The 26,785-nt window shown below is 63.4% G+C and carries 26 protein-coding genes; 8 read left to right on the forward strand and 18 right to left on the reverse strand.

Annotated elements, in window-relative coordinates:
• The 6 genes from BPHYT_RS24165 (at position 1) to BPHYT_RS24190 (ending at position 6,640) form a co-directional block, all read left to right on the forward strand.
• The gene (locus BPHYT_RS24165; protein ID WP_012426743.1) at positions 1–843 is read left to right on the forward strand and encodes an NAD-dependent epimerase/dehydratase family protein; all 843 of its coding nucleotides are present in this window, start codon (positions 1–3) and stop codon (positions 841–843) included.
• A complete protein-coding gene (locus tag BPHYT_RS24170; RefSeq protein WP_012426744.1) occupies positions 840–1,769 on the forward strand; it encodes an SMP-30/gluconolactonase/LRE family protein in 930 nt (309 codons plus the stop codon). Before BPHYT_RS24165 ends, BPHYT_RS24170 begins: the two co-directional genes overlap by 4 nt.
• Before the next feature lie 587 nt (positions 1,770–2,356).
• The gene (locus BPHYT_RS24175; RefSeq protein ID WP_012426745.1) at positions 2,357–3,349 is read left to right on the forward strand and encodes a TRAP transporter substrate-binding protein; all 993 of its coding nucleotides are present in this window, start codon (positions 2,357–2,359) and stop codon (positions 3,347–3,349) included.
• Positions 3,350–3,502: 153 nt separating this feature from the next.
• Positions 3,503–3,982, forward strand: a complete 480-nt coding sequence (locus BPHYT_RS24180; protein ID WP_012426746.1) for a TRAP transporter small permease — start codon at positions 3,503–3,505, stop codon at positions 3,980–3,982.
• A gap of 7 nt (positions 3,983–3,989) precedes the next feature.
• Positions 3,990–5,342, forward strand: a complete 1,353-nt coding sequence (locus BPHYT_RS24185) for a TRAP transporter large permease (RefSeq protein ID WP_012426747.1) — start codon at positions 3,990–3,992, stop codon at positions 5,340–5,342.
• 98 nt (positions 5,343–5,440) lie between these two features.
• Complete coding sequence (locus BPHYT_RS24190) at positions 5,441–6,640, forward strand: porin (protein WP_012426748.1); 1,200 nt, start codon at positions 5,441–5,443, stop codon at positions 6,638–6,640.
• Positions 6,641–6,648: 8 nt separating this feature from the next.
• Here the strand turns inward: BPHYT_RS24190 and BPHYT_RS24195 are convergent, their stop codons facing one another.
• The 4 genes from BPHYT_RS24195 to BPHYT_RS24210 all read right to left on the reverse strand — a co-directional run bounded on the left by BPHYT_RS24195 (position 6,649) and on the right by BPHYT_RS24210 (position 9,043).
• A complete protein-coding gene (locus tag BPHYT_RS24195; protein ID WP_041759117.1) occupies positions 6,649–6,936 on the reverse strand; it encodes a hypothetical protein in 288 nt (95 codons plus the stop codon).
• Positions 6,937–6,987: 51 nt separating this feature from the next.
• Positions 6,988–7,173: a 4-oxalocrotonate tautomerase gene (locus BPHYT_RS24200; protein ID WP_012426749.1), complete on the reverse strand. Its 186-nt coding sequence runs from the start codon at positions 7,171–7,173 to the stop codon at positions 6,988–6,990.
• 57 nt (positions 7,174–7,230) lie between these two features.
• The gene (locus BPHYT_RS24205; protein WP_012426750.1) at positions 7,231–8,007 is read right to left on the reverse strand and encodes a class II aldolase/adducin family protein; all 777 of its coding nucleotides are present in this window, start codon (positions 8,005–8,007) and stop codon (positions 7,231–7,233) included.
• A gap of 91 nt (positions 8,008–8,098) precedes the next feature.
• Positions 8,099–9,043: an urea transporter gene (locus tag BPHYT_RS24210; RefSeq protein ID WP_012426751.1), complete on the reverse strand. Its 945-nt coding sequence runs from the start codon at positions 9,041–9,043 to the stop codon at positions 8,099–8,101.
• A 254-nt stretch (positions 9,044–9,297) separates the two neighbouring features.
• Between BPHYT_RS24210 and BPHYT_RS24215 the strand changes: the two genes are divergently transcribed.
• Positions 9,298–9,852, forward strand: coding sequence for a putative glycolipid-binding domain-containing protein (locus BPHYT_RS24215; RefSeq protein WP_012426752.1), 555 nt, complete (start codon positions 9,298–9,300; stop codon positions 9,850–9,852).
• Here the strand turns inward: BPHYT_RS24215 and BPHYT_RS24220 are convergent.
• The 13 genes from BPHYT_RS24220 to BPHYT_RS24280 all read right to left on the reverse strand — a co-directional run bounded on the left by BPHYT_RS24220 (position 9,827) and on the right by BPHYT_RS24280 (position 24,876).
• Positions 9,827–10,792, reverse strand: a complete 966-nt coding sequence (locus BPHYT_RS24220; RefSeq protein ID WP_012426753.1) for an alpha/beta fold hydrolase — start codon at positions 10,790–10,792, stop codon at positions 9,827–9,829. The genes BPHYT_RS24215 and BPHYT_RS24220 overlap by 26 nt on opposite strands.
• On the reverse strand, positions 10,789–11,670 hold the full coding sequence (locus BPHYT_RS24225) for a metal-dependent hydrolase (protein WP_012426754.1): 882 nt from the start codon (positions 11,668–11,670) through the stop codon (positions 10,789–10,791). Before BPHYT_RS24225 ends, BPHYT_RS24220 begins: the two co-directional genes overlap by 4 nt.
• An 82-nt stretch (positions 11,671–11,752) precedes the next feature.
• Entirely contained in the window at positions 11,753–12,661 is a 909-nt protein-coding gene (locus BPHYT_RS24230) for an SDR family NAD(P)-dependent oxidoreductase (protein WP_012426755.1), read from the reverse strand.
• A gap of 73 nt (positions 12,662–12,734) precedes the next feature.
• Complete coding sequence (locus tag BPHYT_RS24235) at positions 12,735–14,336, reverse strand: flavin-containing monooxygenase (protein WP_012426756.1); 1,602 nt, start codon at positions 14,334–14,336, stop codon at positions 12,735–12,737.
• Positions 14,337–14,459: 123 nt separating this feature from the next.
• Positions 14,460–15,452: a sulfonate ABC transporter substrate-binding protein gene (locus BPHYT_RS24240; protein WP_012426757.1), complete on the reverse strand. Its 993-nt coding sequence runs from the start codon at positions 15,450–15,452 to the stop codon at positions 14,460–14,462.
• 322 nt (positions 15,453–15,774) lie between these two features.
• Positions 15,775–16,641, reverse strand: coding sequence for a MerR family transcriptional regulator (locus BPHYT_RS24245; protein ID WP_012426758.1), 867 nt, complete (start codon positions 16,639–16,641; stop codon positions 15,775–15,777).
• Between the two features lie 255 nt (positions 16,642–16,896).
• Positions 16,897–17,490, reverse strand: a complete 594-nt coding sequence (locus BPHYT_RS24250) for a GNAT family N-acetyltransferase (protein ID WP_012426759.1) — start codon at positions 17,488–17,490, stop codon at positions 16,897–16,899.
• Positions 17,491–17,688: 198 nt separating this feature from the next.
• On the reverse strand, positions 17,689–17,967 hold the full coding sequence (locus BPHYT_RS24255) for a hypothetical protein (RefSeq protein WP_012426760.1): 279 nt from the start codon (positions 17,965–17,967) through the stop codon (positions 17,689–17,691).
• Positions 17,968–18,183: 216 nt separating this feature from the next.
• The gene (gene sapR / locus BPHYT_RS24260) at positions 18,184–19,080 is read right to left on the reverse strand and encodes a sap1 transcriptional regulator SapR (RefSeq protein ID WP_012426761.1); all 897 of its coding nucleotides are present in this window, start codon (positions 19,078–19,080) and stop codon (positions 18,184–18,186) included.
• 213 nt (positions 19,081–19,293) lie between these two features.
• Entirely contained in the window at positions 19,294–20,181 is an 888-nt protein-coding gene (locus BPHYT_RS24265) for a DMT family transporter (protein ID WP_012426762.1), read from the reverse strand.
• A gap of 210 nt (positions 20,182–20,391) precedes the next feature.
• Positions 20,392–21,468, reverse strand: coding sequence for a TAXI family TRAP transporter solute-binding subunit (locus tag BPHYT_RS24270; RefSeq protein WP_012426763.1), 1,077 nt, complete (start codon positions 21,466–21,468; stop codon positions 20,392–20,394).
• Between the two features lie 193 nt (positions 21,469–21,661).
• Positions 21,662–22,936 carry a zinc ribbon domain-containing protein gene (locus BPHYT_RS24275; RefSeq protein ID WP_012426764.1) on the reverse strand — a complete coding sequence of 425 codons (1,275 nt, stop codon included), beginning with the start codon at positions 22,934–22,936 and terminating at the stop codon, positions 21,662–21,664.
• Between the two features lie 398 nt (positions 22,937–23,334).
• Entirely contained in the window at positions 23,335–24,876 is a 1,542-nt protein-coding gene (locus BPHYT_RS24280; protein WP_012426766.1) for an MDR family MFS transporter, read from the reverse strand.
• Between the two features lie 74 nt (positions 24,877–24,950).
• Between BPHYT_RS24280 and BPHYT_RS24285 the strand changes: the two genes are divergently transcribed.
• On the forward strand, positions 24,951–25,736 hold the full coding sequence (locus tag BPHYT_RS24285) for a TetR/AcrR family transcriptional regulator (protein ID WP_012426767.1): 786 nt from the start codon (positions 24,951–24,953) through the stop codon (positions 25,734–25,736).
• Positions 25,737–25,828: 92 nt separating this feature from the next.
• Here BPHYT_RS24285 and BPHYT_RS24290 read toward each other — a convergent pair whose 3' ends face one another.
• The gene (locus BPHYT_RS24290; RefSeq protein ID WP_012426768.1) at positions 25,829–26,548 is read right to left on the reverse strand and encodes a ribonuclease activity regulator RraA; all 720 of its coding nucleotides are present in this window, start codon (positions 26,546–26,548) and stop codon (positions 25,829–25,831) included.
• Positions 26,549–26,785 lie beyond the last annotated feature (237 nt).

The following is a 26,785-nucleotide window of genomic DNA, read 5'->3' on the forward strand; positions in this document are numbered from 1 at the left end:
ATGACTGACTCGAACCTTGACCGCAGCGCGGCACAGAAACCCTTCCGCCGCCTGCTGCTCACCGGCGCGGCGGGCAACCTCGGCAAGCAGTTGCGCGGCGCGCTCGCCGCGTGGGCCGATATCGTGCGCATCACGGATATCGCGCCGCTCGGCGAGGTGGCGGCGCATGAAGAAGCCTCGATCGTCGACATCGCTGACGAAGCCGCCGTTCACGCGCTGCTCGAAGGCGTGGACGCGGTGGTTCACCTCGGCGGCATTTCCGTCGAGGCGCCGTTCGAAGACTTGCTCCAAGCGAATATCCGCGGCCTGTACAACCTCTATTCGGCGGCGCAGAAGCAGGGCGTGAAGCGCATCGTCTACGCGAGCTCGAATCACGCGGTGGGTTTTCATCCGGTGACGGAGGTGGTCGATATCGACGCCCCGCTGCGTCCGGATAGCCTGTACGGCGTGACGAAGTGCTTCGGCGAATCGTTGTCGCGTTACTACTTCGATCGCTTCGGTCTGGAGACGGTGTGTCTGCGGATCGGTTCGTCGTTCGAGCAGCCGAAGAATCCGCGCATGCTCGTGACCTATCTGAGCTTTCGCGACCTCATCGAACTGGTGCGCTGCTCGCTGTTCACCAACCGCGTGGGTCACGCGATCGTGTACGGCGTGTCGGATAACCGCACCAAATGGGTGGATAACACCAAGGCCGCGTTCCTTGGTTTTCGTCCGCAGGACAGTTCGGTCGAATTCGAGCATCTCTTTCCGGTCACGGCACCCACCGCCGATCTCGACGATCCGACGCAGCGTTTCCAGGGTGGCCCGTTCGTGCTCGCCGGTCCGATGGAGCCGAAGCGGTGAGCGCCGCGGCGAACCCGCGCGTGGAGCGGGTCGAGGCAGCGGGGCAGGCGCCGGCTGCGGTCGGCGAGAGTCCGGTTTGGCGCGCTGCGGAGCAAGCCCTTTATTGGGTGGATATTCCCGCCCAGAAGATCGTGCGCTTGCGGATCGATTCGGGCGAGCGCTCTGAATGGCTGCTGCCTGAGAAAGTGGCATGCATCGCGTTCGACCATCGCGGTACGGTGCTGGCCGGCTGCGAGACCGGCCTCTTCGCGCTCACGCTGACTGAGTCCGCGGCCAACGGCGAAGCCGTGCAAGTGACAGGGCGCAAACTCGCCGCACCGGACTTCGCTTGCGACGACATGCGCTTCAACGACGGCCGTTGCGACCGGCAAGGACGCTTCTGGGCCGGCACGATGGTGCAGGACATGGCGGCGGCCAAGCCGGCCGGCGCGCTCTATCGTTTCGACGAGCGCGGCATGCTGTCCGCGCCGGTCGTCGAGGAACTGATCACGCAAAACGGCCTCGCGTGGTCGCCGGATGGCGCGACCATGTATCTGTCGGACTCGCATCCGTTGCGCAGGCAGATCTGGGCATTCGATTACGACATCGAATCCGGCGAGCCGCGCAACCGTCGCGTGTTTGCCGATCTGAATCAGCATGCGGGCCGTCCCGACGGCGCCGCGGTGGACGCCGACGGGTGCTACTGGATTTGCGCGAACGACGCCGGCCTGTTACTGCGCTTCACGCCCGAGGGCAAGCTGGACCGGCAGATTGCCGTGCCGGCCATCAAGCCGGCCATGTGTGCCTTCGGTGGGCGCGAGCTGGATACGCTGTTCGTCACGTCGATCCGTCCCGCTGCGAACGCGAGCGAGCACGACGGGCATCTGTTCGCCGTGCGTCCCGGCATAACCGGGTTGCCCGAGCCGGAGTTTGCCGGCGAACTGTAAGCGGAGCCTGTACGAGAAGGGCGCCGGACATGTCACGCATGTCCGGCGCCTTTTTTGCTTAAATATTCATAGGTCATCGTACAACATTGTGGCGTAAAGACTACGGTAGTGTCACATTTCTTTTACGAAAGGCCGGCCGTCCCGCGCATCTGGTTTTACCCCCGTCAGCACCAATCCTGCTGGCGCCGGGGCTTGCCGGATGATCTATCGGTCATGTCTGCCGGATGCCCGCGTGGTGCGGGTAAATACCGTCTGTACAACTCAAACTGCGTTTTATAGACTTCATATGTCGTCGTACAACGTATAAGCCCAAACGAATTCCTTTCTTAGTAGTTCGGATTGTCGGCTTGAACGAGACGCAGGCCGATGCAGTTGAAGCAAAAGTACAAGAGTGGAGTTGGCTGACAGGAGTGCTGAGCATCTGCGCCGGGGACGTTGCACAGACCAGCATGGCAAAGCGCCCGTGACCGAACGCGGTGGCGAGCGTCGAGCCGGGAGACGCAGCAAACCATGTCGCATCCGCGGGTAGCCCCGCAAGCGGACCTTCCGCAATCGATTGGACGGTCAATTTTTCAAGGAATTTCACGATGAATAAGAAGTTTGCCCCTTCCCGTGTTTCGCTGATCGTCGCGGCTTCGGTGCTGGCCTTGAGCACCGTGTCGGCACAAGCGCGTGTGTTCCGCGTGTCCGACGTGCACGGCGACACCTATCCGACCAACATGGCCGTGAAACACATGGGAGAAGAGATCAACAAGGCAACCGGCGGCAAAGACTCCGTGAAGGTCTTCGGCAATAGCGCGCTGGGTTCCGAAAACGACACGATCGATCAGGTGCGCATCGGCGCGCTCGACATGGCGCGCGCCAACGGCGCCGCGTTCAACGAGATCGTGCCGGAATCGATGATCCCGTCGCTGCCGTTCCTGTTCCGCGACATCGACCATTTCCGCAAAGTGATGTACGGCCCGGAAGGCCAGAAGATTCTCGACGCTTTCAAGGCGAAGGGCATGATCGCGCTGACGTTCTACGAGAGCGGCGCGCGTTCCATCTACACCAAGAAGCCGATTCACACGCCGGCTGATATGAAGGGCCTCAAGGTTCGCGTGCAGCCGTCCGATCTGATGGTCGACGAAATCCGCGCAATGGGCGGCACGCCCACGCCGATGCCGTTCGCCGAAGTCTATACGGGCCTGAAGACGGGTCTGGTGGATGCCGCTGAAAACAACCTGCCGTCGTACGAAGAAACCAAGCACTTCGAAGTCGCGCCGGTCTACTCCGAAACCCAGCACTCGATGACGCCGGAAGTGCTCGTGTTCTCGAAGAAAGTGTGGGACACGCTGACGCCGCAAGAGCAGGAGATCATCAAGAAAGCTGCGGCGGACTCGGTGCCTTACTACCAGAAGCTGTGGACCGCACGCGAAGCCGATGCGAGCAAGACGGTCACGAAGGGCGGCGCGACCATCGTCGCCTCGACGCAGATCGATCGTGCCGCGTTCGTCAAGGCGATGCAGCCGGTCTGGGCGAAGTACGAAAAGACCCCGCAAATGAAGCAGCTCGTCGACGAGATTCAGGCAGTCAAATAAGGCTCGCCTGAACGGAAGCCATGCCGCGGTGTGAAGGTGCGAAGGGCCTGCGAGAAGATTCGCAGGCCTTGCCGCTGTGCGCGTTCCGAACTGAAGAGTCGAACAGATTGCTGAATATTAAAGACAGGTCGGTCGAATGCAAGGATGGGTCCAATGAGATTCATGAAGCGCCCAAATGATTTTCTGTTCCGCGCGCTGGTTGTCGTGGCGTCGCTGAGTCTCGCCGTGCTGAGCGTGCTGGTGATCTACAGCGTCGTGATGCGCTACGTCTTCAGCGATGCACCGGATTTCGTCGAGCCCATCGCGCTTTTGCTGGTGATCGTGATCGCCATGTTCGGCGCCGCGCTCAAGGTCCGCGAAGGCGGCCATATCGGTCTCGATTCGCTCGTGAAGAAATTGCCGCCGAAAGGGCAACTCATCGCCACGTCGTTTCAGCACATTTGCCTGATCGTGTTTGCGGTGATGATTTTTTTCGGCTGTCTGCAGATGGTGGAGGCCACCGCCGAAGACCGCATTCCAATTATCGGTTTGCCTGAATCGTTGCGTTACTGCATCCCGGTTATTGCCAGCGTCTGCATTGCAATGTTCTCGATCGAGAACCTGCTCGCGCTTTTCGCACAGAAACAAAAATAGAGCAATCATGGAACTTGCCATCCTCTCCGTTAGTTTTCTCGTTTTTCTCCTTCTCGGCGTTCCTGTTTCCTTCGGGCTCGGGCTCGCGTGCGTCCTGACTTACCTTTACGAAGGCTTGCCGGCGGCCACCGCCATGCAGTCGATGATTTCGGGCATCAACGGCTTCTCGTTTCTCGCGGTGCCGTTCTTCATTCTGTCCGGCGAGCTGATGCTGCACGGTGGCATCGCGGACCGCATCCTGCGTTTCGCGCAAGCCACGGTCGGGCATTTCCGCGGCGGCCTCGGCATGGCCAACGTGGTGGCGTGCACGCTGTTCGGCGGCGTCTCCGGGTCGCCCTCGGCGGATACGTCGGCCATGGGCGGCGTGGTGATTCCGCTGATGAAGCGTGAAGGCTACAGCGCGGCCTACGCGGTCAACGTGACGACGCACTCGTCGCTGGCGGGCGCGCTGATGCCGACGTCGACCAACATGATCATCTATGCATTCGCGGCCCAAGGCATCACCGGCACGTTGAATGGGCATCCGATGAGCGGCGTGTCGATCGGCGATCTGTTGTTTTCCGGTCTTCTCCCGGTGTTGTGGGTGATGGGTTTCGTGCTGATCGCCGCCTACTGGCAAGCGGTCAAATACGGCTATCCGCGTCGTGCCGATGGTTCGACGGAGCTGCAGAAATTCCCCGGCTGGTACGCCGTGGCCCGTACGTTCCTCGGTGCGTTGCCCGGCTTGATGGTGATCGCGATCATTCTGGTTTGCGTGGCGAAGGGCATTGCTACGGCGACGGAAGCCGCCGCTATCGCCGTGTTTTATTCGCTGGTGCTGACCATCGTCGTGTATCGCTCGATGACGATGAAGAAGCTGTTCCACGCGCTCTCCAAGGCGGCCAAAACCACCGGCGTGGTGCTGCTGCTGATCGGCGTGTCGAACATGCTGCGTTACCAGATGGCCTATCTGGAGATTCCGGATGCGATCGAACACATGCTCGACGGCGCGACCAGCTTGCCGTGGCTGATGCTGCTGTACATCAACCTGATCCAGATTTTCCTCGGCACGTTCGTCGACATGGCGGCGCACATTCTGATCACCACGCCGCTGTTCCTGCCGATGGCGATGCACGCCGGCGTTGGTCCCGTGCAGTTCGGCATCATGATTCTGCTGAATTGCGCATTGGGTCTCGTGCATCCGCCAATCGGCTCGGTGCAGTTTATTGGGTGCGCGATTGGCAATGTGTCGATTGGTGAAACTACCAAGGTGGCGTGGCCGTATTACCTGGCTATCTTCAGCGCGATCAACATCGTCACTTACGTACCGATGTTCTCGACATGGTTGCCTAGCCTGATCAATGGTCACCCGGTATTTTGAAGTCCTTCATTAACGCCGGGACGTTCGAACAATATCCACACTCCGCGGCGCCCGAAGGGTGCCGCGATCAAAGAAAAATCTTTTAAAGAGGAGCAGAAATGAAAAAGGCATTGGCAACTTCAGCGCTTGGACTGGTCGCCCTCGGCGCACACGCTCAGAGCAGCGTGACGCTGTACGGGATCGTCGATACGGGTATCGGCTATCAGAGCAGCCAGACGTCGCTCGGTTCGACCAGCGGCGGCCGTTCGGTCGTGAAGATGGTCAACGGCATCTGGGCCGGCAGCCGTTTCGGCCTGAAGGGCGCGGAGGATTTGGGCGGCGGCACCAAGGCGATCTTCCAGTTGGAAGAGGGCTTTAACAGCGCCACCGGCGCGCAGTCCGTCAGCGGTCTCGGCTTCAACCGCCAGGCTTATGTCGGCGTGACGAACAGCAGCTACGGTACGTTCACGGCGGGCCGCCAGTACACGTCGTACTACACGATGCTCTCGCCGTACAGCCCGACCACTTGGCTGACGGGCGCATACGGCGCGCACCCGGGCGATATCGATTCTCTGGATACGGTCTACCGCGTCAACAACTCGCTGGTGTACACGACGCCGAGCTTCTACGGCCTGACGGCTAGCGGCTCGTACGCGCTGGGCGGCGTGGCTGGCAGCTTCAACGCCGGCTCGACGTGGAGCGCGGGCTTGCAATACCTGAACGGTCCGTTCGGCATTGCGGCGGGCTTCCAGCGCATCAACAACTCGACGTCTGGCGGCGGCGCATGGGGCGCGGACTCCACGGCGTCGAACAACGGCGCTCAGCCTGGCGTGTCGGGCATCAACAACGGCTATCAGCGCGCGCAGGCTCAACAACGCTTTGCGGTGACGGGCGGCTATGCCTTCAGCCCGTCATGGGACGTGTCGTTCTCGTACTCGAACGTGCAATACATTCCGGGTATCAACTCGCCGTTCCGCACCACCGCGATCTTCAACACGGGCGGCGCCGTGCTGCACTTCAAGCCTGTGACGTCGCTGGATCTGGCCGCGGGCTATAGCTACACGCGCGCAACGGAAGCGAACGGCATTTCGAGCTCGGCTCGCTATCAGCAGTTCAACCTCTCGCAGTACTACAGCCTCTCCAAGCGCACTGGCCTGTACGCGCTCGAGGCGTATCAACGTGCAAGCGGTCAGACTCTGGGTACGAACGGCGTCAGCATCATCAACGCGACGGCCGATATCGGCGACGGCCAGAACGGCGCGCCGTCCTCGTCGCGCAGCCAGTTTGCTGCCGGCGTGGGCATCATCCACAAGTTCTGACGACGTAACTACGTGGCGGTGTGTTGCTGCGCCGCCACGGCGACGCGTTTAATTACGCTTCGCTGAGCATCACAAGCTGCGCGCGCAACGCGCGCAGCCTCTTTGGCGCCCGTTCCCCGGGCATGGCGCGTGTCGGCCCGATCCCGCGCGTTCAGCCAGATAAACGTCACGACCGGCAAATCGGCGATCTTCGCTTGCGTAGCCGTTTCCGGCATTGCGATGGTGGCAGGGCACATGCTTCCCGACGGCTCATGCACCGCCTCCTTCGTAATCAGTTCGGCCGCGATCGCGTACAAAAGACAGTTCGAGCGGCAGCCACAGGCAGGCAAGCCGCCCGTTTCACGCGCTCAGGCGTCGGACCATAAACGCCCGGCCGTTGCCCAGTTTTCGCGTTTCACGTCGGTCAGAATAATGTCCACCGAATTCGGTTCAACGCCGAGCGATTCGCAGGTTGCCTTGGTAATGGCTTCGACGAACTGGCGTTTCTGTTCCACCGAGCGGCCTTCGAAAAGTTCGATACGAAACGTGGGCATGGCATAACTCCGTTAAAGATGCGAGTGGGATTGAAATGAAATGAGCGCGGCGCGAATTCAATCGCGATAGCCGCGATCGAGGCGGTCGAGTTTGCGCAGCAAGGCAGGCCATTCGAGCGCGCCTTCAATGGCGCCGCCATCGTACAGTTGCTCCGCCGTGCGTGCGGCGACCGCATCGCTCGGCACCACGAGTTGCGCGCCACATGCTTGCGCCTGCAACTGGATCTCGCATGCCTTGAGCAGCGTTGCCATCACAACATAGGCTTCGGCGACCGTGCGGCCGGTGGTCAGCGTGCCGTGATTGCGCAACAGCATGGCGGGCTTGTCGGCGAGATGCGCGACGAGGCGCTCGCCTTCCGCCGGCGAAAACGCGAGGCCTTCGTAATCGTGGTACGCGAGTTGGCCGTAAAAGCGCAGCGCATGTTGCGAGGCGGGCAGCAAGCCGGCCGGTTGCGCGGAGACCGCCACGCCCGCCGTATTGTGCAGATGCATCACGCAGAAGGCGTCGGCGCGCGCCGCGTGGACTGCCGCGTGCAGCGCGAAGCCGGTGGCATTCACCGCATGTTCGCTCGCACCGACGACATTGCCCGCGATATCGATCTTCACGAGATTCGAGGCGCACACTTCGTCGAAGGCGAGGCCGAATGGATTGATCAGGAAGTGGCCGGGTTCGCCCGGCACGCTCGCCGAGATATGCGTGTAGATCAGATCGTCCCAGCCGTTGAGCGCCGCGAGCCGGTAGGCCGCGGCCAGGTCGACGCGGGTCCGGCGCTCCGCGTCGGACAATGGCCCTGTCTGCGCGACGCGGCCGGCAGGGGTGTGAGTGAACGACATGTCTGTCTCCTGGATCCTGAACTGTTCGATCGCTGAAATGCGTCCGTGCGTGTGCGTGTGGCGCGGGCGCGTTGCGAATCTGGCGGCCTGACTAGCTCTCGCGTGTGGCTGGAACCGGCGTCGTCGCGCGACGTGTGGTGTCCCTAAGTTGCGCCGGTTCAACGGCGGCCACGCCAAGCGCCAGGCGCTGCGTAAGCCACTGCACGCTCCACGTCGCGAGGACGAAGGGCGCGGTCATAACCGGCCAGCCGAAGTACGCCGCCGCCGCTTGCAGCACGCTCGACAAGGCCACCCCGCCGAGCATCGTAACGAGCCCGCAGTCCGCTAATGCGAGCGCGGTCAGCACGCCGTTGAATCCTAACAGGCCGGCGTCGAACGACGCTATCGTCGCACCCAGCAGCAGATGCGCGGCGCTGGCAAAGCCCGCGCCGATCAATGCCCGCAGCGCATGCCTGCACGAGGCCGCTGCAATCCCGATCAACACCAGCAATCCGGGCAACGCTTCCGACGCAAAACCGGTTTGCGCGAAACCGGCAAGCAAGCCGCTGCCCGCTTGCGCCGCGCTCAGCGCGTGCGCGGGCGTCACGTTTGCTGACGTCGCGTTGACCGTTACCAAGGGCAGCCAAAGCCACGTCACGATCAGGCACGGGCTCGAGAAGATACCGAGCCCGCGCGCACGCAGCCAGCGCGACCACGGCGCTAACAACCACGCCGTGCAGGTGGCGGCGAGAATCGCCACCGCGCCCGCTGTCGCGTTGTCGGCGATGAAGTTGAAAGCGGCCAGCCCCGCCAGCGCGCCATTGAAACCGTGCAGCCCGGCGCGCGTGTCGTCCTCACAATAGTCGGCCAATACCGCGCTCACGTTGGCCGCGACCGCACCCATCAGCGCCGCGCAGGCGAGGCGCGGATCATAGAGCAGCCAGGCGGCGAGCAGGCACGCGCCGGTGAAGGCATTCGCTTGCAGCACGATCTGGCCGAGGCTGCGCAACAGCGTGCGCAAGGCGGCAGATTGAGCTTCATTCGCGGCGGCGTGCATGATGGGAAGTCGGTGTGATTTCAATGATGCGCAATTGCGCTGCGCGAACGTCGGGCGCGCGCATGGTCGGAGGACTGCGAACCGCGAGCATAGGCCAGCTGAGTCGCGCTGGGCGTCGCGTGCGTTAATAGTGGCTATTTGCGACGCCGCTCCGCGATGCCATGCGCCGCCCGAACAAAAGCTTTCGCGCTACGATATCAACCCGGCGCAGCCAGGCAGAACCCGGTCGCGCCGTCCAAAGAGGAGGCAGGCAGATGCGTGAATTGCGGTGGGCATCGGAAGAGGGCGACGGCATCGAACATCTGGCGTTCGACGCGCACGAGGACGGCTTCGCGGTGGAAAGCGTCGTGGTCGGCCAGCGTTACGGAAAGTCGTATGGCCTGCACTACAAGGTGCGCTGCGACGCGCACTGGCGTACGCGCTATGCGTGGCTGAAGATCGTCGGCGGCGGCGAGCTGGAGTTGCATGGCGATGGCGCCGGCCATTGGCACGACGGACACGGCCTCGCGCTGAGCGCGATCGAAGGCTGCATCGACATCGATATCGCCGCTACGCCGTTCACCAACACGCTGCCTATCCGTCGCTTGCAACTGGCCGAAGGCGAGCGCCGACCCATTTCGGTGGCGTATATATCCACGCCCGATTTGCAGGTCACGCGTGTCGAACAGGCGTACTCATGCATCGAGTTGCATCGCGAGTATCGCTACGAGGGCATCTTCCGCAACTTCACGGCGGACATGAGGGTGGACGACGACGGTCTCGTGATCGACTATCCGACGCTCTTCACACGCCTGCCGCGCGAGCGTTGAGCGTAGCCGGCGGCGCCCAGCCGCCGTGGTCGGCGCGATGCCGTTCCACGAAGCGTTCGATGCCCGCCGCGATCCGTTCGGGGTCGCGCAGCACGACCCAATGGCCGGCGTCGATCTCGTTGCGCTCATACGCGCCGAGCCAGCCCTCCAGCCCAAGCGAGAGCGCCGGGCCGACATAGCGGTCACGCAGTGGCACGATGAATTGCACCGGCGCGTGCGTGTGCCGTGCGCGCGGGCGCAGCAGCTTGTCGATGAAATTGGCGCGATAGAGATTCAGACCGTTGAGCGCGTTGCGCACTTGCGCGGGATCGGGCGCGGGGCGCACGCGTTCCGTCATACGCAGCCACAACGGCCAAAGGCGTGCGGCGCCCGCCCGCCACACGAGTTCCGGCAGCCAGGGCAGATGAAAGAAAAAGATGTACCAGGACTTGAGCGTTTGCCGGACGCCGCTGCCGAAAGGGCGTTTCGTTCTCGGCGGTGCGGTTCGAGCGGCGGCGTCGCTCTCGCCCTCGCTCTCGCCGCGCAGGCCGAAAGACGCGTGATCGAGACACGGCCCCGAAATCGACGTGTACGAAACAATGCGGCCTTTGAACGCCGGGTCGGTCACCGCTTCCCAGCTTTGAATCGAGCCCCAGTCGTGGCCGACCAGGTGAAACGGCCGCGCGCCACAGGTCGCGCCGGCGACTGCCGCAAGGTCGGCGGCGAGGCGTTCGAGCCGGTACGCGTGGCGCGTGGCCGGTGCTTCGGAAGCGCCGGCGCCGCGTACGTCGTAGGCGATCACACGGTAGCGCGTGTCCAGGAGCGCGCGCACCGGTTCCCACACGGCCGCCGAGTCGGGATAACCGTGCACCAGCACGATTGGCGGCGCGTCGCGCGGGCCGCTCATGTAGACCGCGAGCCGCACGTCGCCGGCCTCGACCGACAGCGTGTCGCGTATCACGCGGCCGCCTGCACGCCGCGCCGTGCGGCCTTGCGGGCGCTCGGCGTGAGCGCGTTGGTGGCATCGACCGCGGCGACCAGACCTTCGATGCGGGCCAGTTGCACACGGTTGTCGTGATCCCACGGATGGAAGCCGGGCCGGAAAAAACTCAGCCACTCACCGGCGATACGCGGAAACACGCCATGACGCGGCCCGTACAGATACTTCACGACACGCCACATGCCGCGTAAATGACCGCCGCGTTTGCGGTCGGCGATGAGCAACCGCACGTGGTAGTCGAACACGATCAGCCAGAACGTCAACGTGGTGGCGAGCATGGTGCCGGTGCGCAGCAGATAGCGGCCCAGCCCGGGTTTGAGCACGGCGTTCCATACGTCGTAGGAAACGGACTTGTGCTCGGTTTCCTCCAGGGCATGCCAGGTCCACATCTGCGTATAGCCTTCCACCGAGCCGCCGATGCGCGATGCGTCTTCCAGCAGCAGGCCCGCGAGCATCGCCGTGTAGTGCTCGAGGCAGACGGTCACGGCGAGCTGGTACGAATGCGGCAGGACCTTGCGGCCGAAGTTGAGAATCGCCCACAGCCGTTTGTCGAGCTTGTGCGCGGGCAGGCCGGCTTGCTGCAGGAGATCGTTGTATTCGACGTGCTCGCGCGTATGCATGGCTTCCTGGCCAATGAAGCCGAGCACCTGCTTCTTTAGCACAGGGTCGTCGATCTGATCGCGGTAGTTGCGCACGCTGTCCATGAAAAAACGCTCGCCAGCCGGAAACAGCAGCGAAAGCGCGTTGAAGAAGTGTGTCACATGCGAGCCCTGCACGTGCCAATCGCAGGCACGTTCCTGCGGCAAGTTGAAACGTAGGTCGCGGCGAATCGGCATCATGGCCTTTCTCCTTGTGATTCTCGATGAGTTGCTGATCGTGATCGAATGACGTACGTGGCGCTCGGCAAAAAAGTCCGGCGCATCAGGCGCGCTTGCCGTCTATCTGCGCGGCGCGCCGCGCGCGTTTTTCGGCGACGCGTTTCATGCGGCGCGTTTGCATCACCACCAGTGCCTGATAGGCGGCCGGCAGTGTGCGCGCCAGCCAGTCGGCGGCCCGCGCGTCGCGTCCGATCAGTACGCGCCGCTTGTTCCTGCGCACGCCGTCGAGAATGACGCGCGCGGCTTCGTCGGCGGTGGTGATGAAAAACTTCTCGAAGTCGTCCTTGCCTTGCTGTTCGGTTTCCAGCATGAAACCGACCATGTTCGTCGCGATACGGCTCGATTGCGCGATGCTCGTGCGGATGCCGCCCGGATGCACGCAGGTCGCCGAGACGCCGCACTTCATCAGGTCGAGTTCCTGGCGCAGCGCTTCGGTAAAGCCGCGCACGGCGAATTTGGTCGCGTTGTACCCGCTCATGCCCGGCTGCGAAAACAACCCGAACACGCTCGACGTGTTGACGATATGGCCGTCGCCGGAGGCCTTGATGTACGGCAGAAACGCTTTCGTGCCGTGCACCACGCCCCAGAAGTTGATGCCGACGATCCACTCCAGATCCGCGTAATCCATCCCTTCGATGGTGCTCGATAGCGCGACGCCCGCGTTGTTGAACACGAGATTGACGCTCTGATGCTGCGCGGCGGTTTCGGCGGCCCAGTCGAACATCGCGGCGCGGTCTGCAACATCGAGCACGCGTGTGGTGATGTGTAACGGCGAGCCGACGATCTGCGGCGCCGCGGCTTGCGCAAGCTGTGCGGTTTCGGCGAGGCTCACGGCATTGCGGTCGGCGAGCGCGAGGTGGCAGCCTTCGCGCGCCAACTGAATCGCGAGCGAGCGGCCCATGCCCGAGCCTGCGCCGGTGATTGCGGCGACTTTATCGGTAAAGTTTTTCATTGGTTTATCTCCGGTTCTCCCTGAACGGTGCCTTGTCGTTGTTGTTGTCGTTATCGTTGTCGTTATCGTTTCGTCAGGCTGCTTCCACGGGCGCTGAAGCAGCGCCCCCATGAGCGTGCGTGTCTTGCGCTGAACCCGTCGGCACGCTCGCCGCACGCGGCGCGGGCGAATACGCGAGGTAATCGTCCATGCTGAAGGTGCTGGTGGCCTGGCGGAATTTGTAGGCAAATCCCGGCCATAGCGTCGTGTTCTTGCCGGTGGCCGGATCGAGATACCAGCTCTTGCAGCCACCCGTGGACCAGATCGCGCGGCCGAGCTTCTGCTGGATCCGCTCGTTGTACGCGCGCTCCACCTGCGGGCGCACTTCGATGGCGTCGGCGCGTTCGGCGTGCATCGTCTTCAGCGCGCGCAGGATGTACTCGACCTGCGACTCGATCATGAACACCATCGAGTTATGACCCAGACCGGTGTTCGGTCCGACCACCATGAAGAAGTTCGGATAACCAGGCAATGCCGTACCGAGGTAAGCATGCGCGCCGTCGCGCCATGTATCGACGATATCCACACCGCCGCGTCCGCGTACCACGCCGCGCGGAAACGGATCGGCCACCTGGAAGCCGGTGCCGAAGATCAGACAGTCGGCGCGATGACGCGCGCCGTCGGTGGTGACCACGGCGTCTTCCTCGATGCGCGCGATGCCGGTGGTCGTCACCGAAACGTTCTGGCGCGATATGGCGGGGAAGTAGTCGTTCGAGATCAGCACGCGCTTGCAGCCCATTGTGTAATTAGGCGTGAGCGCGGCGCGCAACTGCGGATCGCGCACCTGGCGGCGCAGATGCCGCTCCGCGGCTTTCTGCGCGGTCTTCATCAGCGAAGGATGAATCGCAAATCCCAAGGCGCGCGATTCGAGCATGCAGTAGAGCGCCGAGCGCATGATCTTCTGCGTGAACGGCAGGTGTTTGAACAGCCATTGCTCCAGCGGTCTGACGGCGCGGTCGGCCTTCGGCATGATCCACGGCGGCGTGCGCTGGAACAGGTCGAGATGCGCGACGCGCGGCGCGATCTGCGGAACGAACTGGATCGCGCTCGCCCCCGTGCCGATCACGGCGACGCGTTTGCCTTCGAGCGAATAGCTGTGATCCCACTGCTGCGAGTGGAACGTCTTGCCCTTGAATTTATCGAGGCCGGGAATGTTCGGCACGGCCGCGCGCGACAGGCCGCCCATACCGGAGATCAGCACGCGTGCCGACCATTGCCGGCCGTTCGCGAAGGTCAGTTGCCAGCGGTGGCGCGCTTCGTCGTAGATTGCGCTCGCCAGTTCATGGCCGAAACGCAGATGCCGCTCGACGCCGAAGCGCTGCGTGCAGTCTTCGAGGTAAGCGCGGATTTCCGGCTGGCGCGCGAACATTCGGGTCCAGCGCGGATTCGGAGCGAAGGAGAACGAGTAGACGTGGGATTGGACGTCGCAAGCGCAACCGGGGTAATGGTTGTCGCGCCACGTGCCGCCGACGGAGTCGGCCTTCTCGGCGACGATGAAGTCCGTGATGCCGGACTGGCGCAGGCGGATCGCCATGCCGAGGCCCGCGAACCCGGACCCGATGATGGCGATATCGGTCTCGACAGGCGCTAACGCGTCGGGCGCCGCGGCGTCGTGGGGCAGCATGCGTGCGTTCATCCGAACCGTCTCCTTTTTACCGTCTTAACTGTTACATTGTTTGATGTAACAATAGGGGCTGGCAACGGATGACGCAAGCGGGCGGTTAGACGCCCGCCTCTAGGCTGGGAGGGCCGCCGCTGACTACTTCGCGGCGAGAGCCGCCGTGACTTCTCGGTTTTGCCAGACGCTGTCTTTGACGGTGATCTTTGCTGGGATGAGATTGGCGCCGTAGAACGCATCGGCGACTATTTGTTGCGAGCGCACGATCTCGTCCGTGACGGCGGTGGTGCCATACGGATAGCGGCGCACCCACGTTTCGACCAGCTTCTGATCGAGACCGACCTTCGGCGCGATGAGCGCGGCGGTTTCCACCGGATGCGCGTTGACCCACAACCCCGCGGTGCGCAACTGTCCGAGAATCGCGCCAATCACGTCGGGATGCTGCTGCGCGAAGTCGCGCGTCGCTTCGTAGAAGTTGTATGGGGCATTGAGTTCGGTGTAGTCGGCCAGCGTGCGCGCCTTCAGTGCCTGCTGCGCGGACGCGTAGTACGGATCCCAGATCACCCATGCATCGACGCTGCCGCTTTCGAAGGCGGCGCGCGCGTCGGCGGGCGGCAGATACACCGGGCGAATGTCCTCGTAGCGCAGGCCCGCTTTCTTGAGCGCTTCGAGTATCAGATAGTTCGAACTCGAGCCTTTTTGCAGCGCGACGCGTTTGCCTTTCAGATCGGCCACGCTACGCAACGGCGAGTCGCCTTTGACGAGGATCGCTTCGGCGTGGCTTCCTGAAGGCTCGGCGCCGACGTACACGAAGCGTACGCCGCTAGCTTGAGCGAACACCGGCGGCGGCGCGCCCGTGTAGCCGAAGTCGATGCTGTTCGCGTTCAACGCTTCGAGCAGTTGCGGTCCAGCAGGGAATTCGAACCACTTGATGCTGTAGCCGAGCGGTTTGAGTTTTTCGTCGAGCGAGCCTTGCGCCTTGAGTATCGCAAGCAGGCCTGATTTCTGATAGCCGATGCGCAGTACCTTGGCCGGCTCGCCGGCGTTGCCGCCGGTCTGCGCGGTGGCGCTCAAGGTGGTGAATGCTGCGAGCAAGGCGGCGAGTTGAAGCGAATAACGGGCGTGACGGACCATCCTGCGAATCTCCATTGCGTTCGATTGGTTTGGCCGCCATGGGTTGTCTGCAGGCTTCGTTCGGTTCCGCCAGAAGCATGGCGTGGACTCGCGGATGCGGCAGAAAACGCGTTGCGGCGACGTTCGGGGATCGTCGCATGGACGTCACGCCGTTCAAACGAAGCAATGCAGATTTGAATATGACGCGCGGCGGAACATCGCGCGGTCCCGGCGTGTCCAGCTAGCGCGCGCTAGCGGGCGTGCGTAAAAGCAGGAGTGGGGGCGAAGGCATGGACGCGGGCGTAGCTCGACGCAAAGGCGAGAGCCAGACTACCCGCGCAGACTACTTCTTCGTTTTGCCTTTCTTTGTCGCAGCCGCGGCGCCCGCGGAGCCTCCGGCAGGATGCTTCAAATTCCTTTCCATGATCGCCGCGACGCGGTCGCCGAGGTAATCGCCCGAAGCTTCTTCGAGCGCCCGGTTCATTTCGCTTTCCACCAGCACCATCGCGAGCGGCCGCACGCGCCAGATGGCGTCGACGAGAGCCGGCACGTCGGCGGGCGGCGGCAGCGCGTCGGGGTCGTAGCGGTCCAGTTGACGGACCACCAGATCGACCAGCGCTTTGGCGACCGCGTTGAAATGCGGCCGCGCGATGCCTACGGCGTCGAGCAGGTCGGCAAGCGGAATGCCTTCCTTCGCCATGGTCGCGCCGGCGGCCAGCGCTGTCGGGCTGCCTGACACGAACGAGAGACCGTCGCGCTCCAGCAGACCGAGGTCGACGGCCTTGCCGAGCGCGCTCGGCGAAGCCTTGTCGCCGAACATGTGCAGCAGTTCGATCAGCGAGTATTTTTTCGGCCGCTCGCGCGACCAGCGGCCGCCGATCGCCGTTTCCAGGCCGAGGATAGAGCGCAGGTCGTGGCCTTCGTCGACGGCCATGATCAGATCCTGGATGTTCGCGAGCGTATAGCCGCGAGCGAGCAGATGGTTGATCAGCTTGAGACGCGAAGCGTGCGTGTCGTCGTACACGCCAACGCGGCCGCGTTTTTCCGGCGGCGCGAGCAGGCCGCGGTCCTGATACGCGCGTACGTTGCGCACGGTGGTGTCGGTGACGCGCGCGAGTTCGTCGACGGTGTATTCGTTGCGCGGCGTGGCGCCGGCGGCGTCGTGCGAGTCGGCGGGCAAGGGCGGGGCAGGAGGCGGCGTGTTGGGCATGGGAGGGATTTTAACGCGGCGGCGCGCGCGGCCGCCAACGCCGCCGCTCGATGCGGGCGATTGTGGCGCGAGCATGGACTGGGCGTGGGACGGTAAGGCGTTCGGGGTGTTGACGCAAAGTGCAACGCCGCAGTGTCGCAGTGCCCCAGTGCCCCAGTGCCTCAGTGCCGGAGCGTGCCCTCAAAGGACTGGCCGATCACCTGCAGAGCGGTGCCGCACAGCCAGCGCTGAGTCGGGTATGAGCGCCGCGGCGCTTCAGTCGCGTCTCGCCGACACGTCGTCCGGCACGCTCGAGTCACCCTTGCCGAGCGTGCGCTGCATCAGCGTCGTGTCGAGCCAGCGGCCGTGTTTGAAGCCCACCGCCTTCAACGTACCCGTCAATTCAAAACCCAACTGCGTATGCAACGACAGCGAACCGCCGCTGCCGCCGTCCGCAATCACGGCGACCATCTGACGCCACGGTCCGGTTTCGCAGCGCTCGATCAGCGCCTGGAGCAGCACGCGTCCCAGACCCCGGCCGCGATAGGCGTCGTTCACGTAGATCGAATCTTCGATGGTGTTGCGATACGCGGGGCGCGGCCGGTAAGGCGTCGCATAGCAATAGCCGGCGACTTCGCCGTCGATCTCCGCCACCATGTACGGCAACCCATGGCTGCGCACCGACGCGAGCCGCATGCGTAGGTCATCGACGGAGGGCGGGGTTTCTTCGAACGAGGCGACGCCGGTCAGCACGTGGTGGGCGTAGATCGCCTGAATGGCCGGAAGATCGGCTTCGGTGGCGTCGCGGATCAGCGGGACGGCGGTGTTCGTCGATCCGGAAGCAGCGGGCGCGGCGTGCGTGATGCTCATACGTGTTCCTGTCGTGGCGATAAGTCGGCGGATACGTTTTACTATGCCCGCCGCGCGCGCGAATTTGAAGCGAGTCAAAAATCGCCGCGACGTATGGCGGGTATTCAGCTTTGGCACATACGCGCGAACAGGCGTGTCTTAGCAATCACTAGCGCTAGCGAAGACGACGGCGCACCACGCTCACCCGCCCGGCACAGCTTAGCTATGCGAGTACGTATCCGGCTGCGTCACATGCCCACGATGATGCCGGTGATACCTGGCCTTATGTTTCGGCTTGGCCTCGGACGTCGGCGCATGCTGTTCGGCGGATTGCTGCGAGGCCGTCCCCTGTTGGGTCTGCGCTTGAGGCGCGGGCTGCGCATGACCCGACGGCAGCGAGCTTTGGCCCTCGCCGAAGCGGAAGGTTTGCGCGGTCTGAGCGTACGCGCCGGCGGAAACCGTCAGGGCGGCAACCGTTAGGCAAATTGAAAACTTCATGGATCCTCCTTCTGAACGAGCCGGTGAGGATACCCGTTTTCCTGACAGTCGTTCGGTCACATCAGGCGCATAGGCCCGCTCGCGCTGGTGTCGATCGGCGGCAACGCGCGGCCTTGCAGATGGGTTTGCCGGTGACGTCGATATCCACGCCATGCTTGTCAGGCGTGACTTCGATGAGTCGATGGCCGGTCATTGAGGCGAAGGGCCTGGCGTGCATCAGAGGTCGTCGAATTGATCGAACTCGCTTTGCAGTTCCCGGTTGCGCGCGACGCGTTCGTCGATACGCGGTCCGAGTCTTTCGACGATCGCCGAGATGAGCAGATTGAAAAGGCAGGTGAGCGGTGCGAGCGAATCCCAGAATTGGCCGACGTCGGTTTTCACCTGCAGCAGATCGCCGTCGAACTCGCGCGCCCACGGACAGTAAATGTCGGTGATGAGCGCGAACGGCAGGCCGCGGCGCGTGGCGGCTTCGCAATAGCGGCGCGCGACCTTCGAGTAAGCGCGCGTGTCGGTCACGATCAGATAAGGCGATTCGAAGCCGGAGTTCAGCGAATCGACGTACGAGCCCGACATGCCGTCGGAATAGAACACGCGCGGACGAATGTATTCGAGGTAGCTGTAGAACGCGTTGCTGATGCCGCGCGTGGACTGAATGCCGAGAATGTAGACGGCATCCGCGTTCGAGATGCGCTCGGCCACGCGCGCGAATACCGGCGATTGAGCGAGCTGGTAGACATGCTGGATCGCGCCGATCTCGAGTTCGAGTGAATGGGCGAGCGCGGGGTTGGGCTCGGCAGGCGAACCGGCGTCCGGCGTTGTCCCGTCGTGTTGACCGGCGGCGCGGCGGAATGCATCGAGCCGGTCCGTGATCAGCCATGGACGTTCCTGAGCGCCGCGCAGTTCGCGCTTCAGGTCGTCGAGATTCCGATAGCCGATGCTGCGCAGGAAGCGGCCGACCGAGATGCCGCTCGTGCCGGCTTGCTGGGCGATCTGGTCGGCGGTTTCGAGGCCGAGCCGGTCGAGATTGGCCAGCATGTAGCTGGCGACGCGCTTGGAAGTGGGCGTTAGTTCGGCAAAGCGGGCTTCGACGGTTTGAGCAAAAGCGGTCGGCATCGTGGTCGCGGCGCTGGGTTGTTATCGATCACGGGAATGATGACATATTCAACCGGCCGCCCGCGCCGCGCGTCCTCGAAAATCGCTGCGGCGCATGCGGGTGATACGCCAGGCGCTCGCCTGTGAGTGCGCGTGCGTGCTCCGGGCAATAACGGCGACGCCATGCTGACGAGACGCAGGCGATAAGCCTGCATGACGTCCGCCGAACACGCATCAGACAGCCGGCCGCACCGGCGCCGCGCGCGAGAAGTGCCGCGCGCCCGCCACGCAGCCCACCACGACGACGGTGACCAGAATCATCGCGGGCGGCACCTGCTCGTGCAGCAGCAGTCCCGCGAGCAGCAGGCCGAAGAACGGCTGCAGCAACTGCAACTGCCCGACGCCCGCAATGCCGCCGAGCGCGAGGCCGCGATACCAGAACATGAAACCGATCAGCATGCTGAAGAGCGACACATAGGCGAGACCCCAGAGCGACGCTTGGCTGACGCCGTCGAACGACACGGGCCGTGTCCATACCGCGAGCGGCAGCATGAGCGGCAGCGACAGCACGAGCGCCCACGAAATCACCTGCCAGCCGCCGAGGTGGCGCGACAGAAGCGCGCCCTCGGCATAGCCGAGCCCGCATGCGACGATGGCGGCCAGCATCAACGCGTCGCCGATCGGCGATGCTTCGAGGCCGTGACGCAGGGCAAACGCCACCACCGCGCCGCTGCCGAGCGCCGAGAACAGCCAGAAAGCCGGTTGTGGACGCTCGCCGCCGCGAAGCACGCCGAAGATCGCCGTGGCGAGCGGCAGGAGGCCGACGAACACCACGGCATGCGCCGCGCTCACGTGGCGCAACGCCAGCGCGGTTAGTAGTGGAAAGCCGATTACCACGCCGAGTGCGACGATCGCGAGCGGCATCAGATCGCGGCGGGACGGTCGCGCCTGGCGGAATACGAGCAGGAGCAGCAGCCCGAGCGTGCCGGCGATCGTCGCGCGGGCGACCGTCAGGAATAGCGGGTCGAGGCCTTGCACGGCGACGCGCGTGGCCGGCAACGAGCCGCTGAAGATCAACACCCCTATGAAGCCGCTCAGCCAGCCGTTTGTCGTTTTGTCCATCGGGAAAGTCCGGGCGCAGGAAGAGATTGACAGCATCCGCTATCCGGCCATGGACGTTAAGGTACGGATCGGTGCAAATCTTCCAAACTGTACCGAGGAATGGGGCGGTACAGAGTTCAGCCCGGCGCAACGCGCAACGCGGGCGTCGGGCATCTCGCCATCAACGCATGCAGTCCTGCTCGGCGTGACGAAGCCGGCAATGCGACGAACTTACTTGCACAGCAGAAGCAAGCGCTCCTGATCCGTGCACGTCGGACGCGGTCTCGGCGTGCCCTGCTGTGCCGCCGTCGCGCTCATCGCGGCGCTCTTGTTCGTGAGACACGCGCGCAAATGCTTCTCGACCGGCGAGTAGTATTTCCACCCGCGCACGAGCGGCGGCAACTCCAGCTTCACCTGCTTCCATTTCGGATGCCCGTGTTCCTGGAGATTGTCGAAGTTGGCGCAGAGCGAGTCAGCAAAATGATTCAGATTGCCGACGGTATCGCGCAGGCCATAGTCGTAGGTGACGAGAAAGGCTTTGACGGTCAGTGCGGGCACATCTTCCTTGAGCCAGGTCGGATAACTGGCCGCGCGGATCGTCGTGGGGAAATAGGTCTGTTTGGCGCGGATAGTTTCGGGAGCGGCCGGATCGGCCTTCAGAAGACGGATCTGCTGCAACAGGTCGGGATTCATGTCGTTGAACAGTTTGGCCGGCTGTCCGACCACGATGATCGCGACATCCACTTTCTTCACGATCAACGCGGCCAACGCATCTTCGTTGCTCAGATGCTGGATGTTCTGCTCGGGAATCGGCTGGCCGAACATCAGGTGATAGAGCGTCGTGGCCGACTGCGCGGTACCGCTGCCGATCAGGCCGACGCTAATGCTTTTGTCCTTGATATCGGCGAGGGTTTTCAGTGGCGAGTCCGCGCGCACCACGACGTTAATTTCCTCGTCGTACAGCGGCATGATGAGCCGCAGCGGACGGATCGCCGTGCCGGCGTCGGCGTTGCCGGCGTTGGCCATGTCGATGTAAGCCTGATACACGTCGGATTGCACGAGCGCCAGTTTCACCCCCGGCTCGAAGCGCATGCGTTGCACGTTTTCAGCCGAGCCCTTCGACGCCATGACTTCCAGGTCGATGCCTGCTGGCGGCGCGACCCATTTCGACAGATCCTGGCCGATCTGGATATACGTGCCCCGTTCCGGACCGGTGACGATCTTGTAGTGCGCCGGCTCCGCGCAGGCCAGTGAAGATACGACCATCAGCGCCAGCCCCAGCCATCCCGCGAGAAGTCTCTTCAGCATGGTCTCTCTACCTATCGGTCAGGTTCGTATGACTTCGCGCGTCGATGCGCATGAAGCACCAGTGAGCCGGATTGCCATGTCATGTTCTATGTGCAGCGCCTGCCACGTCCGTCTGTTACCTCTCAAACCCAACGCGCTGATACGTGTGATTCTCTGGCAGTTTAATTATACGATTCGGTATCCAAACTATTTGTCACTGGCTCGGTGAACCGCCCGCAGAGGGCTTCGCGGCATTCGTCGCCGGACGTTTCCAGCCGGAGTCCTTGATGGCGCGTTCGCGCGCCTCGACGCTATTGCCGTCGGGCGCCGCGGTGGTGGAACGCGGGGCGGCCGCCACGGCTTCGCCGTTCGGCGGCATGCCCTTGGGGAGCGGAGCCTGCAGTGGAGTCTGCAGTTGAGCCGCCTGCTGTGACGGCGGAGCGGCAGGCGCTTGCGCCGACGGTTTGCCTTGTGGCGACGCGCCCGCCGCGCCACGCGGGTTGAGCGGAGCCCAGCCAGTCTCGCGAATCACGCGCTCGAGTATGGACTTCGCCGTGTCGCTGCCGGTGTCGATCGCGAGCGCTTCATTGGCGAACTGGCGTGCGCAGGACCACGTCTGCTGCGCGGCGCAGGTTTGCGCGGCCTGCAACGCGGCGTCGCGGCGGGCGGTCAGCGGCATCAATTCTGTCGCGAGGTCTGCTGCGTCGGAATTGCCCGGTTGCATCGTCTGCGCGACGCCGAGAGCGGCTTGCGCCGCAGAGAGGTCGTTAGCGCGGGAGGCGAGGCGCGCCGCCTGCACGGCTTGCGCGGCATCGCGGAACTTCGGCGCGGGCTTGGCGGGCACCGTGGCCACCGGCGGCGCGACGGGCGTCGCCGAGATCACCGGTGCCGGCTTCGCGGGATTGACGGACGTGGCGGGTTTGCCCGCGGCGCCGGCCTGGATGGCTGGCTGGGTCGGCGAATACAGCGCGATCGTGCCGGTCGTCGTTCTGGCGTCCTGAGTAGTTTCACTTTCGGCGGACTGCTCGCTATTGCCGCTCGACAAATCGCGATCGCTGAATAGCGCATATCCGACATACGCCAGGCCGATCACGACAACCGCTCCAATGGCATAGAGCATTTTACGAAGCGAGATTGAGCCGCGACCCGCCGCATTGGGCAGTGCGGGCAGCGGCTGAATCGGCCTGTCCTGTGAAACGAGTGCGGACGCAGGCATCGCTGCCTCGGCATGAGCAGGTTCGGCCATGAACGCGGCACGCGTCGTGGGGTCGGTGTCATCGGCTGTCGCCGGGTCGAGGCTATTTTTCTGCGCTACTTTATTCATGGCGCTCGCGCGGCTGCCGGGAATGACGGTGCGTTTGTGCGGACCCGCGTCGAGTGGATGGACCGCGCCGCAATAGGGGCAATAGTCGACTTGCCGGTACAGTGCGCCGCCACATCGCTTGCAAGGCGTCGGAAAACTGTGGCCAAGTAGTGTCTGGGTGGACATGCTGTGGACCCACCTTTGGAAAACGATGCCATTACGGCATGTTCCGGATCATGTTGAAGCGGGAGCAATGTCCGCGGAAATCACGATCCACATGCGCCGGAGAGTCTTGCGCGGCCAGCCCACGCTTGCGCTGCCGCTGGTTGCAATATGTGGGGTTTCAATCAGAACGTCAATCGCCGTTGCTACCTATCTTATGTGCGCTAGCGAACATTTGCAGGTAGGACGAAATAGCCGCTATGTCGGCAGGACGATCGGGCGCAGAGGTTTTTTCACACGAATCGAGCGAAGGTGAAAACAGAACGAGGTCGGCGCGCATGGCGTCCGACCTCGTCATTAACTTGCATTAAGTGCTCGCACTAAGCGCTTGCATCAAGCGCCCGAAGAAAGCGGGCAAAGCATCAATGTTTGCGCAGCGGATGATCCTTCAGCAGCCATGCGAGCGCGAAGGCGAGCACCACCACGCAGGCGGCCGAAAGATACACCGTGTGCAACGCACCCGCGAATGCTTGCAGATAATCGTCGCGCAACGCTTGCGGCAATGCGTGGATCGCGGCGGGGCCGAGCGCGTGCGGCAACTCGGTGTCGGGCGGGATCAGCTTTTCGAGGCGCGCAGCGAGGCCGTTGGAAAACACGGCGCCGAAGCTGGCCACGCCGATCGATCCGCCGATCGAGCGGAACAGTGTCGCGCCCGAAGTGGCCACGCCCATGTGCTTGAACTCGACGGTGTTCTGCACCGCGAGAATCAGCACCTGCATCACCATGCCGAGGCCGCAGCCGAGAATGCCCATGTCGATATACATCACATGAATCGGCGTGCCGATCTGCAGGCGTGCGAGCAGCAGCATCGCCACCGCCACGAGAAACGTGCCCGCGATAGGGAACATGCGGTACTTGCCGATCTTGCTGATCACCCGGCCCGTCACCATCGACATCAGGAACAGACCGCCCATCATCGGCAGCATCTGCATGCCGGCTTCCGATGGCGTCGAGCCTTTGACCACCTGCAAATACAACGGCAGGAACGTCACCGAGCCGAACAGCGATACGCCGATGATGAAGCCGATCAAACTGCTCAGCAAAAACGTGCGCTGTTTGAAGAGTTCGAGCGGCATGATCGGTTCGACCGCGCTGCGTTCTTCGTGGATGAAACCCCAGATCGACACGAGCCCCATGCCCAGCGTGAACCAGAGTTGCGGCGACGACCACGGCAGGATCGTGCCACCCTGGCTCGTGAACAGGATGATGCAGGTGAGGGCGCCGGCGAGGAACGCGGCGCCCATGTAGTCGATAGTGTGCTTCACCTGGCGAACGTGCGGCTTGAAGACCGTACCGATCACGACGAGCGAGATAATGCCGAGCGGCAGGTTGATGTAGAAGATCCAGCGCCATGAGAGATGCTCGACGAGGAAACCGCCGAGCAGCGGGCCGATCACGGTTGCGAGACCGAACACGCCGCCGAACACGCCCTGATAGCGGCCGCGCTCAGCGGGCGGAATCACATCGGCGATGGCGGCCATCGTCACCACCAGCAAGCCGCCGCCGCCGAGTCCTTGCAGCGCGCGCAGCACGATGAGCTGCGTCATGTCCTGCGCGACGCCGCACAACGCGGAGCCGACCAGGAACACGATGATCGCCGTCTGCAGGACGATCTTGCGGCCGAACAGATCGCCGAATTTGCCGTACAGCGGCACGACGATGGTCGAGCTGAGCAGGTAGGCCGTCACCACCCATGACAGATTATTGAGGCCGCCCAGTTCCCCGACGATAGTGGGCAGCGCGGTCGAAACGATGGTCTGATCGAGCGCGGCGAGCAGCATGACCAGCAGCAGCGCCGGAAACAGCAGGCGGATCGGCGGGTGATCGGCTGCGTGGGCGGGCGCGGTTGTCTGCGCGTGCGGCTGCGTCAGTTCGGCGGGGCGTGTCGTGGTCGATTGGTCCATGGCATCACGGATTGAAATTAATTAATTCAGAGATTAATATATGCGACATCGCATCACCGGTCAAATTGAATGCAATGGCAAGGATTCCGTCCGACGATCGAAAGGTGAAAAGCGCGCTGCCTGATACGACTGCCGTGAAGGTCCGCAAGGCGCGTTCCGCGCCAGGGCGGAGTGCCGAAGCCCAAGCAGGCGTATCGTCGATAAAACCGGCGGCGCCCACGCGGCGTCCGGGCAGACCTTCCGGCGCCGCGCGCGGACCGGAGCAGCGCAACCGCCTGCTCGACGCCGCGCTCGTGCTGTTCGCGCGGCAGGGCATCGTCGACACCACGCTCGGGGAGATCGCCCGCGAGGCAGGTTTTACGCCGGCGATGATGCATTACTACTTCAAGACGCGCGATCAACTGCTCGACGTGTTGATCGACGAACGTTTCGCGCCGCTGCGCGCGGGGCTCGGCGTGCCTTTCCAGGAGAATCCCGACGACCCGGTTGCGGCTATCACGCAGCTCGCGCAGCGGCTCGTGCAGGTGGCCGCCGAGCATCCGTGGTTTCCGTCGCTGTGGGTGCGCGAAGTGATCAGCGACGGCGGCCTGTTGCGCCAGCGTATGCACGAGCGCTTCGGCAACGCGCATCAAAAGGCGTCGCTGTCGGCTATCGCCCGGTGGCAGAAGGAAGGGCGGCTGAACGCAGAGCTGGAACCCGCGCTCGTCTTCGTCACGTTACTTGGACTGACGATTTTGCCTCTGGCCACGTCGAAGCTGTGGTGCAACGATCCGCTTCGCCGCAATATCGGTGGCGCGGAAATCGCGCGGCATGCGGTGGCTTTGCTGGTGCAGGGTATTGGTCCGAAGAAGGCCAATTGACGGCTGGCGACGCCCTCTGAACCATACCTGCGCATAGCGGTTGCGATCAACCATCAACTACCAGCCATCGTCCATCGCTGCGGTACACCGTCTCACGCTTTCCGCTTTTCTTTCCACGCCTCGTAAGCGGCTTTGGTCGCTTCGTTCGGCGGATATGTTCCGGGTAATGCGGCGCCGTCACGAATCCGCTCGGTCAGAAACACTTCGAGTTGCTCCTGTTCGGCAGCGGCTTGCGCAACTTCTGCCGCCATCTTGAGCGGAATCACCACCACACCGTCCGCGTCGCCAACGATCACGTCGCCTGGAAACACCGCGACACCGCCGCAGCCGATCGGCACATTGATGTCCACCGCGTGATGCCGAATCAGATTGGGCGGCGCGCTCGCCCCCGCGCAGAACACGGGAATGCCGAGCGCGGCGATCGTCGTGCTGTCCCGCACCGGGCCGTCGGACACCATGCCCGCCACGCCGCGAACCTGCAAGCGTTGCGTCAGGATCGAACCGAACGACGCGCTGCCGCGCTCGCCGCGGCAATCCTGCACGAGCACGTGGCCGGCCGGAATCGTTTCGACACACTTGCGCTGCGCGTACTCGGGATCGGCAAACAGTTCGAGCACGTCGATGTCTTCACGCGATGGAATGTTGCGCAGCGTGAACGCCGGCCCAACCAGATTCGCGCCGCTGTGCGCGGCGAGCGGCGCGACACCTTGCATGAATGTATTGCGCAGGCCGCGCTTGAATAGTTGGGTAGTCAGCGTAGCGGTGCTGACCCGGCGAAGTGCTTCGAGCGTGGCGGAGTCGAGATCGGACATGGTGTCGGTCGGCCTCAAGGTTGGTAGCGCAAACGGGTCATGGCAACCGCGTACCGCGCGGTGTCGTAGCGACGCAAAGTCGATACATCTCGCGCACACGATGATAGCGCCGCGCGCAAGAGCACCGCCAATCTGCGCGCGCGGCACACTCGTACGATGCCGGAACCGGCGAGGCACGCAACGTGCTACTAGTGGTGTGGATGTGAATGCAGGCAGCATCAATCAGGTTGCCGGCAT

This window comes from Paraburkholderia phytofirmans PsJN (assembly GCF_000020125.1).
In the GTDB taxonomy this organism is placed as follows: domain Bacteria; phylum Pseudomonadota; class Gammaproteobacteria; order Burkholderiales; family Burkholderiaceae; genus Paraburkholderia; species Paraburkholderia phytofirmans.

What these genes read in the sequence shown, in the direction of transcription:
- BPHYT_RS24165 (WP_012426743.1), top strand. Translation starts at nt 1, where the DNA reads ATGACTGACTCGAACCTTGACCGCAGCGCGGCACAGAAACCCTTCCGC.
- BPHYT_RS24175 (WP_012426745.1), top strand. Translation starts at nt 2,357, where the DNA reads ATGAATAAGAAGTTTGCCCCTTCCCGTGTTTCGCTGATCGTCGCGGCT.
- BPHYT_RS24180 (WP_012426746.1), top strand. Translation starts at nt 3,503, where the DNA reads ATGAGATTCATGAAGCGCCCAAATGATTTTCTGTTCCGCGCGCTGGTT.
- BPHYT_RS24185 (WP_012426747.1), top strand. Translation starts at nt 3,990, where the DNA reads ATGGAACTTGCCATCCTCTCCGTTAGTTTTCTCGTTTTTCTCCTTCTC.
- BPHYT_RS24190 (WP_012426748.1), top strand. Translation starts at nt 5,441, where the DNA reads ATGAAAAAGGCATTGGCAACTTCAGCGCTTGGACTGGTCGCCCTCGGC.
- BPHYT_RS24200 (WP_012426749.1), bottom strand. Translation starts at nt 7,173, where the DNA reads ATGCCCACGTTTCGTATCGAACTTTTCGAAGGCCGCTCGGTGGAACAG.
- BPHYT_RS24205 (WP_012426750.1), bottom strand. Translation starts at nt 8,007, where the DNA reads ATGTCGTTCACTCACACCCCTGCCGGCCGCGTCGCGCAGACAGGGCCA.
- BPHYT_RS24210 (WP_012426751.1), bottom strand. Translation starts at nt 9,043, where the DNA reads ATGCACGCCGCCGCGAATGAAGCTCAATCTGCCGCCTTGCGCACGCTG.
- BPHYT_RS24215 (WP_012426752.1), top strand. Translation starts at nt 9,298, where the DNA reads ATGCGTGAATTGCGGTGGGCATCGGAAGAGGGCGACGGCATCGAACAT.
- BPHYT_RS24225 (WP_012426754.1), bottom strand. Translation starts at nt 11,670, where the DNA reads ATGATGCCGATTCGCCGCGACCTACGTTTCAACTTGCCGCAGGAACGT.
- BPHYT_RS24230 (WP_012426755.1), bottom strand. Translation starts at nt 12,661, where the DNA reads ATGAAAAACTTTACCGATAAAGTCGCCGCAATCACCGGCGCAGGCTCG.
- BPHYT_RS24235 (WP_012426756.1), bottom strand. Translation starts at nt 14,336, where the DNA reads ATGAACGCACGCATGCTGCCCCACGACGCCGCGGCGCCCGACGCGTTA.
- BPHYT_RS24240 (WP_012426757.1), bottom strand. Translation starts at nt 15,452, where the DNA reads ATGGTCCGTCACGCCCGTTATTCGCTTCAACTCGCCGCCTTGCTCGCA.
- BPHYT_RS24245 (WP_012426758.1), bottom strand. Translation starts at nt 16,641, where the DNA reads ATGCCCAACACGCCGCCTCCTGCCCCGCCCTTGCCCGCCGACTCGCAC.
- BPHYT_RS24250 (WP_012426759.1), bottom strand. Translation starts at nt 17,490, where the DNA reads ATGAGCATCACGCACGCCGCGCCCGCTGCTTCCGGATCGACGAACACC.
- BPHYT_RS24255 (WP_012426760.1), bottom strand. Translation starts at nt 17,967, where the DNA reads ATGAAGTTTTCAATTTGCCTAACGGTTGCCGCCCTGACGGTTTCCGCC.
- sapR (WP_012426761.1), bottom strand. Translation starts at nt 19,080, where the DNA reads ATGCCGACCGCTTTTGCTCAAACCGTCGAAGCCCGCTTTGCCGAACTA.
- BPHYT_RS24265 (WP_012426762.1), bottom strand. Translation starts at nt 20,181, where the DNA reads ATGGACAAAACGACAAACGGCTGGCTGAGCGGCTTCATAGGGGTGTTG.
- BPHYT_RS24270 (WP_012426763.1), bottom strand. Translation starts at nt 21,468, where the DNA reads ATGCTGAAGAGACTTCTCGCGGGATGGCTGGGGCTGGCGCTGATGGTC.
- BPHYT_RS24275 (WP_012426764.1), bottom strand. Translation starts at nt 22,936, where the DNA reads ATGTCCACCCAGACACTACTTGGCCACAGTTTTCCGACGCCTTGCAAG.
- BPHYT_RS24280 (WP_012426766.1), bottom strand. Translation starts at nt 24,876, where the DNA reads ATGGACCAATCGACCACGACACGCCCCGCCGAACTGACGCAGCCGCAC.
- BPHYT_RS24285 (WP_012426767.1), top strand. Translation starts at nt 24,951, where the DNA reads ATGGCAAGGATTCCGTCCGACGATCGAAAGGTGAAAAGCGCGCTGCCT.
- BPHYT_RS24290 (WP_012426768.1), bottom strand. Translation starts at nt 26,548, where the DNA reads ATGTCCGATCTCGACTCCGCCACGCTCGAAGCACTTCGCCGGGTCAGC.